We start from the raw sequence: 13,858 nt of genomic DNA on the forward strand, positions 1-13,858 counted from the left end.
CGACAGCGCAGGTGCGCGTGGCGTCCGTTCACCGGACGTGAGAACGGGGGCGGGATGAGACTGGGCGACGCCGAGTACGTGGCAGCGCTGGACGAGACGATGGAGATCCTTCGGCGTTGGGCGTGGGAAGGCCGCACCGACGGCTGGTACAAGTCCCTCAGCGAAGCGCTGAAGGCGGAGGGACACCACGTCCACTACCGCGGCTCCATCATCAGCCACCTGCTGGCCGACGCGTGCCGCAGGGACAGCAAGGGGCCCAGGCCCATGCTCTCCGCCATCGTCATCCTCAAGGAGACCGGCAGGCCGGCCGGACAGTTCTTCGAGTTGGCCGGCGGGGCCCCGTTTCACCGGACAGCCGCAGACTGGACCTGGGAGCAGGAGCGCGCCCGCGTCTTCGAGCGTTACCGCGAGCGCTGAAGGCAGCCCCAGCCGGGGACGTCCAGTGCTGCCGTTGCCCCCGTCGCCAGAGCATAGGGTCGTGGGCATGCGACTGAGCACCGTAATCCTTCCCATCTACAGGTGGGGCGAAGGACAGAAGGTCTGGCAGCGTGCCGAAGACCTCGGCTTTCACGCCTCCTACACCTACGACCACCTCTCCTGGCGCAGCTTCCGGGACGGGCCGTGGTTCGGGGCGGTACCCACGCTGACCGCTGCGGCGACGGCTACGCAGAGTATGCGTTTGGGAACCCTCGTCACATCGCCCAACTTCCGCCACCCGGTGACCCTCGCCAAGGAACTGATCTCCCTGGACGACATCTCCGGCGGCCGGATCACCCTCGGTATCGGTGCGGGCGGCACCGGATTCGACGCCACGGCCCTCGGCCAGGAGCCGTGGACCCCGCGCGAGCGCGCCGACCGGCTCGCGGAGTTCGTGCCCCTACTCGACCGGCTGCTGACCGAGGGTGCGGTGTCGTACAAGGGCGACCACTACTCGGCGCACGAGGCGCGTAACGTCCCCGGCTGCGTCCAACGTCCCCGGCTGCCCTTCGCCGTGGCCGCGACGGGCCCGCGCGGGCTGAGGCTGGCCGCGCGGCACGGGCAGGCATGGGTCACCACAGGTGACCCGAAGCTGTATGAGACCGGCACTCCGGAACAGTCGGTTCAGGCCATCCGCGGGCAGATCGAGAAGCTCGGCAAGGCGTGTGTGGACGCCGGCCGGGACGTCACGACCCTGGACAAGATTCTGCTCACCGGTTTCACACCGGACCGTGGCCGTCCACTGGAGTCCCTGGACGCCTTCGTCGACTTCGCCGGACAGCACAGGGAGCTCGGGTTCACCGAGATCGTTGTCCACTGGCCGGTCCCGGACTCGGATTTCGCCGCGGACGAGGCCGTCTTCGAGCGCATCGCCAGGGAGGCGGTCGCACAGCTGGGCTGATGGAAGGCCCGCATCGGGGGAATGACATGGCCTGCCGGGGCCGTGCCGCACACCACTGATTGTCCTCGCCCGCGGCGCACACGTCAGCGTGGGCCGGGCAGGCGCAGGTAGCCCGGGGGCACGGCCCCGGTCAGCCAGACGCCGTTGGAGCTGACGCGGAACACGTAGCCGTCGTGGTGCATGGCGCCGGCCTCGACGGCGAGCACTACGGGTCGGCCGCGGCGGGCGCCCACGCGGGTGGCGGTTTGCCGGTCCGCGGACAGGTGTACATCGTTCCGGTCCATCGGGCGGATTCCCTCGGCCCGGATCGCATTCAGATTGCGGGCGACGGTCCCGTGGTAGAGATACGGCGGCGGGACCGCCTGGGGCAGGCCGAGGTCGACCTCGATGCTGTGGCCCTGGCTGGCGCGGATTCTTGTTCCCTCGATCTCGAAGCGCCGTTTGTCGTTGACAGCCACTACGTGGTCCAGCTCCTCACGGGTGAAACCGAATCCGTTGGCGGTGGCCGCGTTGATCAGTGCCTCGATTTCCACCCAGCCGCCCGGGTCCGGTGCGATTCCGATGAGCCGCGGCTGGTGGCGCAGGTGTTTGGAGAGGTACTTCGACATCTTGACGGCGCGTGTTTCGTCCATGCATCCAGACTGCGGCTGAGACGCGGATCACGCAGGTCATTTTTTGGCACCAGGTTTGATCCACAGTCAGGAAGGCTTATCCACAAAGGAATTGAAGCATCTGTGGACAACTGGCCATAGATTTCAGTGTGTTTGAGCAACTTTTCTGTTGCATAGACAAGTTAACCTCATTTTGTCCAACATTCTGGCCCAAAGCCCCTGTTCGGTGCTCAGTGAGCAGAATGCAGCAGCGTGTTCCCGACCAACAAGCCTTTCCATGGCAGTGATCGTCTCGGTGGCAAACTGGACGGGGCGCGTGCCGAGCTGCGGCTCCACCTCTTTGTCCACGGCAAGGTACGCACGGAGGTGATGTGGGGCGAACAGGTGTATGGCCCGGGCCGGTTCGGCACCAACGGTCTGCCGGGCCAGCGGGCGCAGCCGCCGTACGAGTGCGGCTGCGTCGGCCGCATGAGCGTCCGTACGGAGGCGCCGGATCGTCCAGATAGCGGGCGAAGACGTACTCGGTAGTGAACTCCAGGAAACGGGCGGCGATGTGTTGGACCTGCCCCTCAACTCCCCCAGGTGGCTGGAGTCTGCAGACCGCGGCACTCCGGCAGCATGCAACTCTGGTGCCACAGCCAGCTCGTGAGGACGGGGAACGCGGAAGCCCAGCCCGCCGCCGCACGGCCTGCGGCCGGGATGTTGCTCTGCACAGTACTGGCGTGAGCGCAGCGGTGTGACGTCCTGCTGCGGTCACAGCCTCGGCTCCAGCCGTGCTACGCGCCGCAACGCCCCGGGGAGGAAGCGGGACATGAGATGCGCTCCGCGTGCCTCGGGAGTCACCGGTACGACCGCCTTGTTACGGGCCACCGCGTCCAGAATCGCCGCGGCCACCTTCTCCGGCGGGTAGTTGCGCATCCCGTACAACCGGGCGGAGCTCTTCTGGCGGCGCCGTTCCTCGGCCTCATCGACGCCGGCGAAGCGGGCCGTGGCAGTGATGTTGGTGTTGACGAAGCCGGGGCAGATCGCGCTCACCCCGATTCCCTGACCGGCGAGTTCGGCGCGTAGGCACTCGGAGAGCATCAGCACTGCCGCTTTGGAGGTGCTGTAGGCGGACAGCGCCCGTGAGGGCTGGTATGCCGCTGCGGAGGCGGTGTTGACGATGTGACCGCCCTGACCCCGCTCGGCCATCCGCGCCCCGAAGAGGCGGCAACCGTGGAGCACGCCCCAGAGATTCACGTCCAAGATCCTGCGCCAGTCGTCGGTGGAGGTGGCGAAGAAGGAGCCGGACAGGCCGATGCCCGCGTTGTTGACCAGAACATCCAGCACGCCGTACGCGCGGTGGACCTTCTCCGCGAGCTTCTCCATGGCCTGCTCGTCGGAGACGTCGACCGTCTCGGCCCAGGCCTCGGGGGCGCCGGTCAGCCGGGACAGCTCGGCGGTGCGGGCCGCGGCCTCGGCGTCGCGGTCGACTGCCACCACACGTGCTCCGGCCTCGGCGAACGCGAAGGCCGTCGCCCGGCCGATCCCGCTGCCCGCCCCGGTGACCAGCACCAACTGCCCCCCGAAGCGCTCCGCATGGCGACCGGTGGCATGGGGGGCGGGACGCCCGCCCTCCACGGACATGATGAATTCCTCTATCCAGGAGACGAGTTGATCGGGTCGGGTACGCGGAATCCAGTGTTTCGCCGGGAGTGTGCGGCGGGTGAGCCGCGGTACCCACTGCTCCAGGTCGTCGTACAGGCGTTCCGAGAGGAACGCGTCCGCTTGGGGTGTGATGAGCTGCACGGGCGCATGTGCGAATGCATCCGTGCGGGGCCGGCGCATCCGGGCGCGGACGTTGTCCCGGTACAGCCAGGCGCCGTGCGCCGCGTCGGACGGCAGGGAGGCGGTGGGGTAGTCGTGCCCGGGGACCTTCTCGATCCGCTGCAGAATCCTGGGCCAGCGCTTGCCGAGCGGGCCACGCCAGGCCAGCTCGGGCAGGACCGGTGTGTGCAGCAGGTACACGTACCAGGACCTGGCGCCCTGGCCGAGGAGCTGGCCCACCCGGCGGGGCGTCGGCCGCTTCACGCGCGCGTTGATCCAGTGTCCGAAGTGGTCCAGGGAGGGTCCGGACATCGAGGTGAAGGACGCTATACGGCCCTCCGCGCGGCCGGACGTGACGAACTCCCAGGACTGCACCGAGCCCCAGTCGTGTCCGACCAGGTGCACGGGTCGGCCGGGGCTGACCGCGTCCGCGACGGCCAGGAAGTCGTCGGTGAGCTTGGCGAGGGTGAAGCCGCCGCGCAGTGGCATCGGAGCCGTGGAGCGGCCGTGGCCCCGGACGTCGTACAGGACCACGTGGAAGCGGTCCGCGAGGCGGCCTGCGACCTCCGACCAGACCTCCTTGCTGTCCGGGTAGCCGTGCACCAACACCACCGTCGGCTGCTCCGGGTCACCGAGTTCGGCCACGCACAGCTCCACCCCGCCGGTCCGCACCCAGCGCTCCCGCGCGTCTTCCAGTGTCACTTCTCCTCCGCCCAGCGCCGCACGTGCGGCAGATCGTCGTCCAGCCAGAAGGCGCTCTCCTCGGGGTCCCGGGAGTCGGTGACCACCAGGATCTCCTCGAACTTCGCGCCCGTGCCCCGGAAGCCGAGGTGAGGTTCGACCGCCCACAGGCCCGGCTGCGGTGGGTGGTCCGAGAAGCGGTGCGGCGACCACAGCGGTGACCAGCCCTCGCGGTGGCCGTGCAGCGCATCGGCGGCCAGGCCTTTCAGGGACTGGGTGCCGAACCCGAAGAGGTGGGTGGAGAAGCGGCGCTGCTTCACCCGGTCCACCTTGTGGGCGATCACACCGAAGGGGTAGGCGCGATGCCGGTTGGCATAGCCCTGGCGGACCATGAGCCGGTCCACGTTCTCGTAGATCTCGCGCAGCGAGCGCCGCTCGCGCACCTGGTGCAGGATGAGTTCCCGGTGCGCTTCTAGGTCGGCCATGAGCCGGTCCTGAACCGGGTTGGCACCGAGTGAGCCGGAGTAGCCGATGTCCGCCGTGCACCCCTCGTACACCGGCGCCATGTCCAGGATGAAGGGCATCCCGGGCTCCAGGGCCCGGCTCGTCGGGAAGAACTGCAGGGGTACGCGGAAGTTCACGAACGCCGTGCGGTCGCCGAACCAGGCGAAGGGCAGGTGGAACCAGTCCCGCACCCCGCGCTCGCGCAGCCACTCCCGCTGCATCCGCGCCGCCTCGCGTTCGGTCACGCCCGGTTCCAACCGTGCCGCGACCGCCTCCGCGCATTCGTAGGCGAGGTGTTGCACCCGCCTGAACCCCTGCAACTGCGCGGCGAGTCCGCCGCTCACTGCCGTCGTCATGCCGCCCTGTCCCGTCGTTGCGTCGACCGCGGTACGTGTCCGTAACTTGACACTGGTGAATGTGACAGTTGTTAGAGGCGGCGTCAATAGGCGGGAGGCGAGGCTGTGGACGGTGCCCGGTCGGTGGGTCGTGGACCGACCCGGTGGGGATCCCTAGGGGCCCGTCATACCTGGGTCGGACGCGAAGAGGGCTCTGAGGTCTGACGACGGACGTGGCCCGGATCACTACCGTCGACGGCGTGACTGTGATCGCGACCGAATGCCTGAGCAAGCGGTTCCCCCGGGTGACCGCGCTCGACCGGCTGTCCGTGGACATCGGGCCCGGTGTGACCGGACTCGTCGGAGCCAATGGCGCCGGCAAGTCCACCCTGATCAAGATCCTGCTGGGTCTATCCCCCGCCACGGAGGGCAGCGCCGAGGTGCTCGGACTCGACGTCGCCACCAAGGGTGCCGCCATCCGCGAGCGCGTCGGGTACATGCCGGAGCACGATTGCCTGCCGCCGGACGTGTCGGCCACCGAGTTCGTCGTCCACATGGCCCGCATGTCCGGTCTGCCACCTGCCGCCGCACGCGAGCGCACCGCGGACACCCTGCGTCACGTCGGCCTGTACGAGGAGCGCTACCGTCCGATCGGTGGCTATTCGACCGGCATGAAGCAGCGGGTGAAGCTCGCCCAGGCCCTGGTGCACGACCCGCGGCTGGTCTTCCTGGATGAGCCGACCAACGGCCTCGACCCGGTCGGCCGGGACGAGATGCTCGGTCTGATCCGCCGCATCCACACCGACTTCGGTATTTCGGTCCTGGTCACCTCGCACCTGCTCGGCGAACTGGAGCGCACCTGCGACCATGTCGTCGTCATCGACGGCGGCACGCTGCTGCGCTCCAGTTCCACCACCGACTTCACCCAGACCACGACCACCCTCGCGATCGAGGTCACCGACAGCGACGCCCATCCCGACGGCACCCGCGCCGTACGCGAGGCGCTTCATGCGCGGGGGGCAGACATCCACCCCGAGAGCGGGGGCCTGCCCGGTGCCGGACGCGTGCTGCTGCTGACCGCCGAGGGCGAGGAGACGTACGACATCGTCCGGGACGTGGTCGCCGACCTCGGACTCGGCCTGGTGCGCATGGAGCAGCGGCGACACCACATCTCCGAGGTGTTCACCAGCAGCGACGAGCAGCGGAAGGAGCCCGTCGGCCATGGCGGTTGAGCAGCCCCTGCACACAGCGGTCCCGCCCTCCGGCGACCAGACCCGCATCCACGACATCGGCTACCGCGGCTACGAAGGCCCGCGTCTCGGCCGTGCCTACGCCCGCCGATCGCTGTACTCGCAGTCCCTGCGCGGTGCTTACGGACTCGGCCGTTCGGTGAAGTCCAAGGTGCTCCCGATGCTGCTGTTCGTGGTGATGTGCCTGCCCGCCGCCATCATGGTGGCCGTGGCCGTGGCCACCAAGGCGCACGAACTCCCGGTCGTCTACACGCGTTACGCGATCATGCTGCAGGCCGTGATCAGCCTGTACGTCGCCTCGCAGGCGCCCCAGGCCGTCTCCCGCGATCTGCGTTTCAAGACCGTGCCGCTGTACTTCTCGCGGCCCATCGAGACCGCCGACTACGTCCGCGCGAAGTTCGCGGCGCTCGCCTCGGCGATCTTCGTCCTCACCGCCGCCCCGCTGCTCGTGATGTACGTCGGGGCGTTGTTGTCCAAACTGGGCTTCGCCCATCAGACGAAGGAATTCGCCGAGGGACTGGTCTCAGTGGCCCTGCTCTCCCTGCTGTTCGCCGGCATCAGCCTGGTCATCGCCGCCTTCACCCCGCGCCGGGGCTTCGGCATCGCCGCGGTGATCGCCGTGCTGATCATCTCCTACGGCGCGGTGTCCACGCTGCAGGCGATCGCCTACACCCACGGCAACACCGGTGCCGTCCCGTGGATCGGCCTGTTCTCGCCGGTCACGCTCATCGACGGCGTCCAGTCGGCCTTCCTGGGCGCGACCGCCCGCAATCCCGGAGCGGTCGACCCGTCAGTCGGGCAGGGTGTGGTCTACGTCCTGGTCGTCCTCGGTCTGATCGCCGGCAGTTACGGCCTCCTGATGCGCCGCTACCAGAAGGTGGGAATGTGACGACCCTCAGCCTCGACCACGTCTCCCGCTGGTTCGGCAACGTGGTCGCCGTCAACGACATCACCATGGCCATCGGACCGGGCGTCACCGGCCTGCTCGGGCCCAACGGCGCAGGAAAGTCCACCCTGATCAACATGATGGGCGGTTTCCTCGCCCCCTCCACCGGCACGGTCACCCTGGACGGGCAGCCGGTGTGGCGCAACGACGCCATCTACCGGCACATCGGCATTGTCCCCGAGCGGGAGGCGATGTACGACTTCCTCACCGGCCGCGAGTTCGTCGTGGCCAACGCGGAACTGCACGGCCTGGGCGAGAAGGCTGCCCAACGAGCCCTGGCAACGGTCGAGATGGAGTACGCGCAGGATCGGAAGATCTCCACCTACTCCAAAGGCATGCGGCAGCGCGTGAAGATGGCCTCCGCGCTCGTCCACGATCCGTCCCTGCTGCTGCTCGACGAGCCGTTCAACGGCATGGACCCGCGCCAGCGCATGCACCTCATGGATCTCCTGCGGAAGATGGGCGACGAGGGCCGCACGGTGCTGTTCTCCTCGCACATCCTCGAAGAAGTCGAGCAACTCGCCCGGCACATCGAGGTCGTCGTCGCCGGACGGCACGCGGCCAGCGGTGACTTCCGCCGGATCCGTCGGCTGATGACCGATCGTCCACACCGCTATCTGGTGCGGTCCAGCGACGATCGCGCGCTGGCGGCGGCACTGATCGCCGACCCGTCGACGTCCGGTATCGAGGTCGATCAGGCCGAGGGCGCGCTGCGCATCCAGGCCGTCGACTTCGGCCGCTTCACGGCCCTGCTGCCGAAGGTCGCCAGGGACCACGGCATTCGGCTGCTCACGGTCTCGCCGTCCGACGAGTCCCTGGAGTCCGTCTTCTCGTACCTGGTCGCGGCGTAGGAGGCCGAAGATGTACGACCCCACCGTCGCCCGGCTCACCTACCGGGCCCTGCTCGGCCGACGCCGGGCCCTCATTCTGGGCGCGCTGCCTCTGCTACTGATCGTCATCGCCGTGGCCGTACGCGGCCTGACCGGCGCTGATGACCAGACCGCCTCGGACGTCCTCGGCGGTTTCGCGATCGCCACCATGGTGCCGATCATCGGTGTCATCGCCGGCACCGGCGCGATCGGCCCCGAGATCGACGACGGTTCCGTCGTCTATCTGCTGTCCAAGCCGCTGAAGCGGCCGGCGATCATCTTCACCAAGCTGATCGTCGCCATCGCGGTGACCATGGTCTTCTCGGCGGTACCGACGCTGATCGCGGGCCTGATCCTGAACGGCAACGGCCAGCAGATCGCCGTGGCCTACACGGTCGCCGCGCTGGTTTCCTCCATCGCCTACTCGGCGCTCTTCCTGCTGCTGGGCACGGTCTCCCGGCACGCGGTGGTCTTCGGGCTCGTCTACGCACTGGTCTGGGAGGCGCTGTTCGGCTCCCTGGTGCCCGGCGCACGGACGCTGAGTGTCCAGCAGTGGTCGCTGGCCGTCGCTCACCAGGTCGCCGGTGGGGACCTGGTGACCTCCGACGTGGGGCTGTCCACAGCCACCGTGCTGCTGGTGGCGGTCACCGTCCTGGCCACCTGGTACGCGGGCCAGAAGCTGCGGGCGCTGACGCTGGCCGGCGAGGAGTAGGCCTTGTCTGCGGCCTTGTCTGCGGCCTTGACGGGGACTTCACTTCGGGCCGGGCACACTGGGGACGGCCGATGCACGGCTGGGAGGCCGCAGATGGGTGAGGAGATGCCGCAGCACGCGGCACGGGGACGATCCGCCGATGACGCCTGGGACGGCGTGGTGCTGGACGAGGCGTTCATACGGGCCGCCGCTGCGTCCGAGCCCTCCGCCCGGGCCCGGATGCTCGCCGCCCGCTGGCGGGGTGAGGCGCCGGAGCCGCAGCCGTGGCGTTCCGACGAGCCGCCGGCGGGCTGGTTCTTCAGCAAGGCTCGCAGGCGTCGGTGGCGGCGCCGGTAGGGCGTGTTTGTGGGTGAGGGCTCGCTGGTGGTGCGTATCCGCCGGCCGTGGCTCGCTGGTGGTGCGGTCCCGTCGGCGGTGAGGGCCCGCCGGTCGGTTCGTCGTCCAGCGGCTCCCTGCCGGTCAGCAGCGGTTGTGGAACTGATGCGATCGAGTCGGGCGGTACCGTCCTCGGCCCATTTCTGCAAGGCCGCCGCCGGTTAATTCGGTGGCGTCCCACTCGGCTCCAGGGCAGAGTGGTTGTACACCATCCGCCGGGAATGGCCCGGCACCACGAGCCGGGAGAGGAGCCGGGCGATGTCCCTGCACGACAGTACGTCCGGCTTCCGGCAGGGCGGCCCGGGGAGGGCTCCGGTGTAGTTGCCCCACCGTCGAGCCCGTACCGCACGGGAAGCTGCCCGGGGCGGCCGCTTCGAGCACGCGATGTCGCTCTCGCGTGGGCCGCCCACCCGGAGGATTGGCCGAGTGGTAAGGCACTGGCTTGCTCAGCCAAGGTCGGGCCTGGAAAGCCCGCGCACGTTCGATCCGTGCATCCTCCGCGAGACGCTGTCTACGGGATTCACGGGTTCCCGCTTCAGCAACGGCCCTGAACGAGTAGGCCGCACACGCGTTTCGCGGCCCGTGGTACCCGTTGCACATGCCCGGAATTCCTGGTTCCGAGCCATCTTCATCCCAGGAACCGCTCCAGAACCGCCGCGATGCCGTCCTCCTCGCTGGAGGCCGTCACCTCGTCGGCGACCGCCTTCAGCTCCTCGTGGGCGTTGGCCATCGCGACACCCCGGGCTGCCCAGCCGAACATGGGGATGTCGTTGGGCATGTCGCCGAACGCGATCGTGTCAGCGGCCTTCAGACCCAGGCGGCGGGCGGCGAGAGACAGCCCCGTGGCCTTGGACAGGCCGAGGGGCAGCAACTCCACGATGCCCTCGCCCGCCATGGCCACCGTGACGAAGCCCCCGGCCGCCTGCCGGGCGGTGTCCGCCAATTCGTCGTCGCCCAGCGTCGGATGCTGTACGTAGATCTTGTTGAGGGGAGCCGCCCACAGATCCGAGACATCCGTGAACGGGGTTGCGGGCAGCTTGCCGGTGACCGCGTAGCCGGGGCCCACCAGCACGTCGCCGTCGAGCCCGTCCCGGCTGGCCGCCAGGTACAGCGGGCCCACTTCGGCCTCGATCTTGGCCAGAGCCACGCCGGCCAACTGCCGGTCCAGGGTGACCGAGGTCAGCAGGCGGTGGGCGCCGGCGTCGTAGACCTGCGCGCCCTGGCCGCAGACGGCGAGGCCACGGTAATCGAGGTCGTCCAGGATGTGCCGGGTCCAGGGGACCGAACGGCCGGTGACGACGATGTGTGCGGCGCCCGCCGCGGTGGCCGCGGCGAGCGCGTCACGAGTGCGCTGCGAGACCGACTCGTCCGAGCGCAGGAGTGTGCCGTCGAGGTCGGTGGCGACCAGCCCGTACGGGAAGCTCACCGGGCCACCGGCTCCAGTACCTCCCGGCCTCCCAGGAACGGGCGCAGCACCTCGGGCACGCGGACCGAGCCGTCGGCCTGCTGGTGGTTCTCCAAGATGGCCACGATCGTGCGCGGCACGGCGCACAGGGTGCCGTTGAGCGTGGCCAGCGGCTTGATCTGCTTGCCGTCGCGGACGCGGATGGACAGGCGACGGGACTGGAACTCGGTGCAGTCCGAGGTGGAGGTGAGCTCCCGGTACTTGCCCTGGGTCGGGATCCACGCCTCGCAGTCGTACTTACGGGCGGCCGAGGCGCCGAGGTCGGCGGAGGCCACGTCGATGACGCGGAACGGCAGCTCCAGCGAGGTCAGCCACTGCTTCTCCCACTCCAGTAGGCGCTTGTGCTCCGCCTGCGAATCACCGGGGGAGACGTACGAGAACATCTCGACCTTGTCGAACTGGTGCACACGGAAGATGCCCCGGGTGTCCTTGCCGTGTGAGCCGGCCTCACGGCGGAAGCAGGGCGAGAAGCCCGCGTATCGCAGCGGCAGCCGGTCGGCGTCGATGATCTCGTCCATGTGGTAGGCCGCCAGCGGGACCTCGGAGGTGCCGACCAGGTACAGGTCGTCCTTGTCGAGGTGGTAGACGTCCTGGGCTGCCTGGCCGAGGAAACCGGTGCCTGCCATGGACTGCGGGCGCACCAGCGCCGGGGTGAGCATCGGTGTGAACCCGGCCGCAGTGGCCTGGGCGATCGCGGCGTTCACCAGGGCCAATTCGAGCAGGGCGCCGACGCCGGTGAGGAAGTAGAAGCGGGAGCCGGAAACTTTGGCCCCGCGCTCGACGTCGATCGCGCCGAGCAGCTGGCCGAGTTCCAGGTGGTCCTTGGGCTCGAAGCCCTCGGCGCCGAAGTCGCGGATGGCGCCGTGCGTCTCCAGAGTGACGAAGTCCTCCTCACCACCGACCGGTACGTCGGGGTGGACGAGGTTGCCGAGCTGGACCAGGAGCTGCTGGGTCTCGGTGTCGGCCGCATCGCGCTCGGCGTCGGCAGCCTTGACATCGGCCTTCAACTGCTCGGCACGTCCCAGCAGTTCGGCCTTCTCGTCCCCGGTGGCCTTGGGGATCAGCTTGCCGAGTTGCTTCTGCTCGGCACGTAGTTCGTCGAAGCGGACGCCGGAGGACCTGCGCCGCTCGTCGGCAGACAGGAGGGCGTCGACGAGCGCGACGTCCTCTCCACGGGCGCGCTGGGACGCGCGCACACGGTCGGGGTCCTCACGGAGCAGGCGAAGGTCAATCACGGGGCCAAGGCTACCGGTGCCGGGTTCCCGCTCACGAATCACTATTCCCGCGAGTGATTAGTTCGGATTCGCGGCTTACGTTCCGTTGTGTGGTAAATGCCGAGCGTGTCTTATCCGTCAAGGGGAAAGCGTCTCACTCCCTGGGACGAGGCAGGTGTCGGGCGCCCGGTTGACCGGACTCCCTTGCGTGGAGCGGGACTTGGGATCCCTGTTATCCACAGGGATCCATGCGCCCTGAAGAGTTATCCACAGGCTGTGTGGAAGTTCTGTGGATTTCGGAATTGATCACTCCGGAACTGATGGATGCGGTAAAGAATTCCCGGGTCAAACCCCACTGACACCCACGTTCGGGTGGAAAACGGTCGCTCCAAGAGATGAACCAAAGGAAACAGGTGGACGAAGTGTGAGTCATGCGCCGGTGGGTCGGCCTGGGGACCATAGGGCGATTTGTCGACCCGATGGCTCCTCGTTGTCGACTTGTCCCCAGATCGAGAAGAGCCCCTGTGGATAACCTCTGTGGATAACGATGATCTGCCGGTCTTACCACTTCACGGCTACGGACCGGCACCACGGCCGGTAGCGCCGATCGCGCCCAGGGGCCTGCCAGGAACGGCTGCGCCGGCACGCCCGCCTAGAACCGGCCGTCCTGGCAGCGTGCCACCCAGTCCGCCGCGGCCATGAACTCCTCGTCGGACGTGCCCGGAAACTTCGGCCGGGCCGCGTCCGGCGTGATGTCGGCGCGCGGATAGGAACCAAGGAAACGAACCTGGAGACAGATCCGCTTGAGCCCCATGAGCGCCTCGGCCATCCGTCGGTCGGCAATATGCCCCTCGGCGTCGATGCAGAAGCAGTAATGGCCGATGCCGGCGCCGGTCGGCCGGGACTGCAGCAACATGAGGTTGATGCCGCGCGAGGCGAATTCACCGAGCAGGTCGCGCAGAGCGCCCGGGTGGTCGTCGCGCTGCCACAGCACCACCGAGGTCTTGTCGGCGCCGGACGGCGCGGCGGGCCGGGCAGGGCGGCCGACCAGCACGAAACGGGTCTGTGCGTTCTCCGCGTCGTGGATCCCGGTCTCCAGGGCTTCAAGCCCGTACCGGGCCGCGGCGAACTCGCCGGCGAAGGCGGCGTCGTAGCGTCCCTCCTGGACCAGCCGGGCGGCGTCCGCGTTGGAGGCGGCCGACTCCCACACGGCGTCCGGGAGGTGTTTGCGCAGCCAGTTGCGCACCTGGGGCTGGGCTGCGGGGTGGGCGGAGACCGTCTTGACGTCGGCGAGCTTCGTGCCGGGCCGGACCAGGAGCGCGAAGGTGATCGACAGCAGCACCTCGCGGTAGATCATCAGCGGTTCGCCCGCGACCAGTTCGTCGAGGGTGGTGGTGATGCCGCCCTCGACGGAGTTCTCGATCGGCACGAAGGCCGCCTCGGCGTCGCCGGCCCGTACCGCGTCCAGTGCGGACTGCACCGACACGTAGGGAACCAGCTTCCGGGTGGCCGCTTCCGGAAGCGTGCGCAGGGCGACTTCGGTGAAGGTGCCCTCGGGACCGAGATACGCATAGCTCGCTGGCATGACCTCACCCTAATAGCGGCCCGGCGGCTCGGCGTATCCGTCTCACGAGAGCCACCCGACCGGGTGGTTTGAATCGCGACAGGACAGTCGGGACCGCCACCTCGCCTAGGGGATTCACCTGAGCCCG

Annotated in this window: 13 protein-coding genes and 1 tRNA gene; 8 read left to right on the plus strand and 6 right to left on the minus strand. The window is 68.6% G+C overall.

All coding sequences use genetic code 11. The annotated features are described in order from the left end of the window. The first annotated feature begins 54 nt into the window (after positions 1-54). The gene (locus LK06_RS16175) at positions 55-417 is read left to right on the plus strand and encodes a hypothetical protein (RefSeq protein ID WP_043407220.1); all 363 of its coding nucleotides are present in this window, start codon (positions 55-57) and stop codon (positions 415-417) included. A 61-nt stretch (positions 418-478) separates the two neighbouring features. Continuing rightward, the gene (locus LK06_RS16180; RefSeq protein ID WP_043432948.1) at positions 479-1,378 is read left to right on the plus strand and encodes an LLM class flavin-dependent oxidoreductase; all 900 of its coding nucleotides are present in this window, start codon (positions 479-481) and stop codon (positions 1,376-1,378) included. A gap of 83 nt (positions 1,379-1,461) precedes the next feature. Here LK06_RS16180 and LK06_RS16185 read toward each other — a convergent pair whose 3' ends face one another. The 3 genes from LK06_RS16185 to LK06_RS16195 form a co-directional block, all read right to left on the minus strand. Beyond that, entirely contained in the window at positions 1,462-2,010 is a 549-nt protein-coding gene (locus LK06_RS16185; protein WP_039654929.1) for an RNA 2'-phosphotransferase, read from the minus strand. Positions 2,011-2,742: 732 nt separating this feature from the next. Next, on the minus strand, positions 2,743-4,497 hold the full coding sequence (locus LK06_RS16190) for an SDR family oxidoreductase (RefSeq protein WP_174673884.1): 1,755 nt from the start codon (positions 4,495-4,497) through the stop codon (positions 2,743-2,745). Next, on the minus strand, positions 4,494-5,336 hold the full coding sequence (locus LK06_RS16195; RefSeq protein ID WP_039654928.1) for a M24 family metallopeptidase: 843 nt from the start codon (positions 5,334-5,336) through the stop codon (positions 4,494-4,496). Before LK06_RS16195 ends, LK06_RS16190 begins: the two co-directional genes overlap by 4 nt. A gap of 245 nt (positions 5,337-5,581) precedes the next feature. On the opposite strand from LK06_RS16195, the gene LK06_RS16200 reads away from it, so the two are divergent. From LK06_RS16200 to LK06_RS16225, 6 genes are all read left to right on the plus strand, one after another. Further along, positions 5,582-6,547 (plus strand): ABC transporter ATP-binding protein, encoded by a 966-nt coding sequence (locus LK06_RS16200; protein ID WP_043433015.1) that lies wholly within the window; start codon positions 5,582-5,584, stop codon positions 6,545-6,547. Next, a complete protein-coding gene (locus LK06_RS16205; RefSeq protein ID WP_039654927.1) occupies positions 6,537-7,454 on the plus strand; it encodes an ABC transporter permease in 918 nt (305 codons plus the stop codon). Before LK06_RS16200 ends, LK06_RS16205 begins: the two co-directional genes overlap by 11 nt. Next, entirely contained in the window at positions 7,451-8,362 is a 912-nt protein-coding gene (locus tag LK06_RS16210) for an ABC transporter ATP-binding protein (RefSeq protein WP_039654926.1), read from the plus strand. The genes LK06_RS16205 and LK06_RS16210 overlap by 4 nt, the downstream gene beginning before the upstream one ends. Positions 8,363-8,372: 10 nt before the next feature. Then, a complete protein-coding gene (locus LK06_RS16215; RefSeq protein WP_043432949.1) occupies positions 8,373-9,092 on the plus strand; it encodes an ABC transporter permease in 720 nt (239 codons plus the stop codon). 93 nt (positions 9,093-9,185) lie between these two features. Next, a complete protein-coding gene (locus LK06_RS16220; RefSeq protein WP_039654924.1) occupies positions 9,186-9,428 on the plus strand; it encodes an SGM_3592 family protein in 243 nt (80 codons plus the stop codon). A gap of 451 nt (positions 9,429-9,879) precedes the next feature. Next, positions 9,880-9,967: transfer RNA gene (locus tag LK06_RS16225), tRNA-Ser, on the plus strand. A gap of 128 nt (positions 9,968-10,095) precedes the next feature. Here LK06_RS16225 and LK06_RS16230 read toward each other — a convergent pair. The 3 genes from LK06_RS16230 to pheA all read right to left on the minus strand — a co-directional run bounded on the left by LK06_RS16230 (position 10,096) and on the right by pheA (position 13,731). Beyond that, complete coding sequence (locus tag LK06_RS16230; RefSeq protein ID WP_039654923.1) at positions 10,096-10,893, minus strand: HAD family hydrolase; 798 nt, start codon at positions 10,891-10,893, stop codon at positions 10,096-10,098. Next, the gene (gene serS, locus LK06_RS16235; protein ID WP_043407209.1) at positions 10,890-12,167 is read right to left on the minus strand and encodes a serine--tRNA ligase; all 1,278 of its coding nucleotides are present in this window, start codon (positions 12,165-12,167) and stop codon (positions 10,890-10,892) included. Before serS ends, LK06_RS16230 begins: the two co-directional genes overlap by 4 nt. Before the next feature lie 631 nt (positions 12,168-12,798). Then, on the minus strand, positions 12,799-13,731 hold the full coding sequence (pheA, locus tag LK06_RS16240; protein WP_039654921.1) for a prephenate dehydratase: 933 nt from the start codon (positions 13,729-13,731) through the stop codon (positions 12,799-12,801). Between the last annotated feature and the right edge of the window lie 127 nt (positions 13,732-13,858).

Source organism: Streptomyces pluripotens, from assembly GCF_000802245.2.
Lineage (GTDB): Bacteria > Actinomycetota > Actinomycetes > Streptomycetales > Streptomycetaceae > Streptomyces > Streptomyces pluripotens.

Excerpts from the sequence above, each read along its gene's own strand:
- LK06_RS16220 (WP_039654924.1), top strand. The coding sequence starts at position 9,186 with ATGGGTGAGGAGATGCCGCAGCACGCGGCACGGGGACGATCCGCCGAT.
- LK06_RS16215 (WP_043432949.1), top strand. The coding sequence starts at position 8,373 with ATGTACGACCCCACCGTCGCCCGGCTCACCTACCGGGCCCTGCTCGGC.
- pheA (WP_039654921.1), bottom strand. The coding sequence starts at position 13,731 with ATGCCAGCGAGCTATGCGTATCTCGGTCCCGAGGGCACCTTCACCGAA.
- LK06_RS16205 (WP_039654927.1), top strand. The coding sequence starts at position 6,537 with ATGGCGGTTGAGCAGCCCCTGCACACAGCGGTCCCGCCCTCCGGCGAC.
- LK06_RS16195 (WP_039654928.1), bottom strand. The coding sequence starts at position 5,336 with ATGACGACGGCAGTGAGCGGCGGACTCGCCGCGCAGTTGCAGGGGTTC.
- LK06_RS16175 (WP_043407220.1), top strand. The coding sequence starts at position 55 with ATGAGACTGGGCGACGCCGAGTACGTGGCAGCGCTGGACGAGACGATG.
- LK06_RS16185 (WP_039654929.1), bottom strand. The coding sequence starts at position 2,010 with ATGGACGAAACACGCGCCGTCAAGATGTCGAAGTACCTCTCCAAACAC.